This window comes from Proteus faecis, assembly GCF_003144395.1.
GTDB classification, from domain to species: Bacteria; Pseudomonadota; Gammaproteobacteria; order Enterobacterales; family Enterobacteriaceae; genus Proteus; species Proteus faecis.
Genome location: NZ_PENZ01000033.1, coordinates 1 through 3,587, shown reverse-complemented (window position 1 = coordinate 3,587; position 3,587 = coordinate 1). Strand labels below are relative to the sequence as shown.

3 protein-coding genes are annotated in these 3,587 nt (G+C 37.4%); all 3 read right to left on the bottom strand.

Annotation, left to right across the window (positions count from 1 at the left end; all coding sequences use genetic code 11):
- A partial coding sequence (locus tag DK858_RS09495; protein ID WP_458368154.1) for a T6SS immunity protein Tli3 family protein occupies positions 1-681 on the bottom strand: 681 nt, incomplete at its 3' end.
- A gap of 65 nt (positions 682-746) precedes the next feature.
- A complete protein-coding gene (locus tag DK858_RS09490; protein ID WP_109397195.1) occupies positions 747-2,948 on the bottom strand; it encodes a T6SS effector phospholipase Tle3 domain-containing protein in 2,202 nt (733 codons plus the stop codon).
- A partial coding sequence (locus DK858_RS09485; protein ID WP_458368153.1) for a T6SS immunity protein Tli3 family protein occupies positions 2,945-3,587 on the bottom strand: 643 nt, incomplete at its 5' end. The genes DK858_RS09490 and DK858_RS09485, both read right to left, overlap by 4 nt.

Sequence of the window (3,587 nt, the reverse complement as noted above, 5' to 3'; positions counted from 1 at the left end):
GGTTTTTAGTGTTGAAGAGGGGGATTCTTTATCCCCGAGACTACTATGAACATAATTTGAATCGGTAGGATCAAAATAAAATTTTCGCCACCAAGGGTCATCAAGATTATCATTTTTTAAACGAGAAGCTGTTGATTTTCCCAAATAAAAACCCTTATCGGTCACAATAATATCAAAAAAAGAAGAGTAGTAACCGGGATGATCAGTATTACCACCAAACCCCCCATTTGTGGGCCTAAAGTTTTTCCCACCATTCAAGGTGACAAGAATAACGTTAACGCAACCTGTTTTTGTTCCTGCGCAACGACTGGTTACACGACTCAATACCCCCGGAAAAGCAAAAGCATCGTCGCGTTCGGTTGCCCAAATTAAGCGACCTTGATAACGACAAGCCGAGGATCGAATTAATTCTTGATGTATTCCTTTTTGAGTATTGTTGTAATAGGTCGATCCACTGCGCCTTTCATTATATTTTTCTAAGGTAAAAAAACGATGGTCATCAATACGATAAATTACGGTGGGTGGGCCATAGCTTTTAATTTCTTCGGCGATTAAGCGTTGTTGTTCGGCTCTATCTTGCTCTGCTTTAATGGCGGCTTTTTCTTTTAATGATAAACAGCCGGTTAATAGTGTGGCACTAAAAATAAACAGTAATGAGAACTTAATACGATGCAATAACATGGCTTATTCCTTTTAATTGTGCTGATTTATTTAAAGTGATTTTTAGATAATTAATATTTTTTCTTTTATGGCTTTTTTATTATTTCGGGCATTTCAGGTATATCTAATACACCTTTCTCCATATAGCTATCTAAGCCACTTAGCCAATCCGCATATTTTCTTAACTCATCCATTTTTTCTGGACTTCTGCCTATTTCACAATAACCAATAGGTAAATCATAAGTGACTACACGACGAAGAAACAGTGAATTTCTTGGTAATGTACCATGATCAGTAGGACGTTGATTATATTCGCGAATACGTGTTCTCATCTCATCTAAGGTTTCATATTTTGTAGTTGCATTTTTTTCTTGAGGATCTAATAGTGGATTATTCTGGAGTATTTTCTTCTCTTCTGGGGTGAGTTCAACCCAAATACGATGTTGATAAGAATAGAGATCTTTATAGAAGTAATATTCGGCATCTTTGGGCTCATAGCTCCTACTTTTGGGGTTATATATTAATTGCCCATAACCTTGACCTAAAGGTATCTCTTGTTTCTGATTATCAGCATTGATATTAATTTCAGGGGTTGGTTTCTCCTCTTTTTTTTCTATTACGGTAAAATCTTCATCAAAAGTTGCCAATTCGTCTGGTGTAATAGGGTGAGGTACTTCTGGGGCATTAATATTTAGTGAAATATTCGCTGAAGGTTCAGGCCACGCTAAGCCTTCTAATGTTTTGGTATTACTGTCCCAGAAAGTATTACCATCACTAAATCGCCTATTTGCATCAGTAAATATGGTTTTTGGGTTAGGTTTTCCACCACAAGGCGTATTACGTGCCAGCATTCTGATATAGGGTGGATGCTCAAGGTCAAATAATGGATGATGCTGTATTTGTCCTCTTTCTTTAGTATTAGGAAGCGGGCACCAACCAATACTTTCTAACGGTGATGAGCCCATTACGCGATCGTGTGGATTACAATAAATATAGAACCGCCCGTGATTATCTCTTTCTTTAATAAATTCACCTTTAGTGAATTTTTCCTTATTTATTTCGATATTTTTTTTATTTTCTTTATTCTCGTTATCTCTAATATCAAGCTTATTCCCTTTATATATAATTACATCAGGAGTCCAACTTTTTTTATCTTCACTTTCTCCGACAACTAGACTTGAATATCCACAAGGCGATCCCTTTAATCTATTTTTGTTTTTTGCGATCTTATTAATGATTGCTTTTAGCGTGGCTTCACGCTGTGCTTGATCAATATTTTCACTGTAAATATAAGAGTAGCTATTTAAGAATTTATCTTCGGTAGAATAGGGAGAATTTAAAACAAAGAGGCTATCAGGAGCTTCAATCGCTGCTGCGGCTAACGCTATCATCGTGCCTTGGCTGTGTGAAATAATGGTAACGGTATCATGGGAATTGTATTCACGTATTTTCTTGACTAAATTGGCTAGCCGTTTTACAGCATGAGCATAATAGTGACGAGGAGGAGACTTTGTTAATAACCGGTCTGATTCAGGGTTAACGGTCTGTACATTAAAAGGGATTGGCGTTGGGATCACGGTCCATAACATCGCGAGATTGCTAAAGCCACTCTTACTCCATAAACTGACTAAATTATTACAGCCATTTTGAAATGGCCCTCCACCCCAGAAAAAAGGGCCTTTATGTTTAATTTTTTCATTAATAAAGAAGCGTTTTTTACGATAAGGCAGAGAGTTGTATTCTTGTACGATATTGTATTTTTTTATATCTTCGGAGGTCCAATATCTTTTATCTTCATGACTGTATTCGGGGTTAAGTATTTCACTGACTAAGCGGTGATAGCTTTCTCCGGCTTTATTTTTTAATGGAATACAATATTGACCTAAATCGTTATCCGTTGCACGGTATCCCCAATAAAAACGGATCACCGGGGAATTGCCTAACTCGGTTAAGGTTCGAATAGGCTCTTCATAAATATAGTGGCTATTATCATAATTTTTCTCATCTAAGAGAAATCGGGGTTTATAATAGATGTTTTCTTTTAATATATAAGGGGTATTAGTTAGGTTTAAGCGTTCATTAAGCCCTTTGCAAAGTTCGCGTTCAGCATCTTCATACCACTCTCCTTCTGAGTTCACCCCATGAACAAAAATGATAATTCCGGGTAAGTGGGGTTTAGCATGGATTTCTGCTCCAATATTGGCAGCATGGGTGATAGAACGCCATTCTTGACTACCATCAAGGCATTCTTTGGGTTTTAGCCAACGGGTTGGATTACTATTGCTCATAATTTTTCTGCCTGTGAAATAGGGTAAATAGAAGGGGCACTGCAATCAAAACGAGTTTGCCCTGAGGGGGTTTTTAAATTATTTGAAGGTATTTCTTCGTCACCTATATCATCATGGACATAATTAGAATCGGAGGGATCAAAATAAAATTTTTGCCACCATGGATCATCAAGGCTATCATTTTTTAAGCGAGAAGATGATGAGTTACCCAAATAAAATCCTTCATTGGTCACAATAATATCGAAAAAAGAAGAATAGTAACCGGGATGATCAGTATGAATACCAAACCCCCCATTTGTGGGCCTAAAGTTTTTCCCACCATCCAAGGTGACAAGAATAACGTTAACGCAACCTGTTTTTGTTCCTGCGCAACGACTGGTTACACGACTCAATACTCCCGGAAAAGCAAAAGCATCATCGCGTTCGGTTGCCCAAATTAAGCGGCCTTGATAACGACAAGCCGAGGATCGAATTAATTCTTGATGTATTCCTTTTTGAGTATTGTTGTAATAAGTCGAGCCACTGCGCCTTTCATTATATTTTTCTAAGGTAAAAAAACGATGGTCATCAATACGGTAAATGACGGTGGGAGGGCCATAACTTTTAATTTCTTCGTCAATTAAACGTTGTTGTTCGGCT

Coding starts and splice junctions, on each gene's coding strand:
- DK858_RS09490 (WP_109397195.1), bottom strand. CDS start 2,948: ATGAGCAATAGTAATCCAACCCGTTGGCTAAAACCCAAAGAATGCCTT.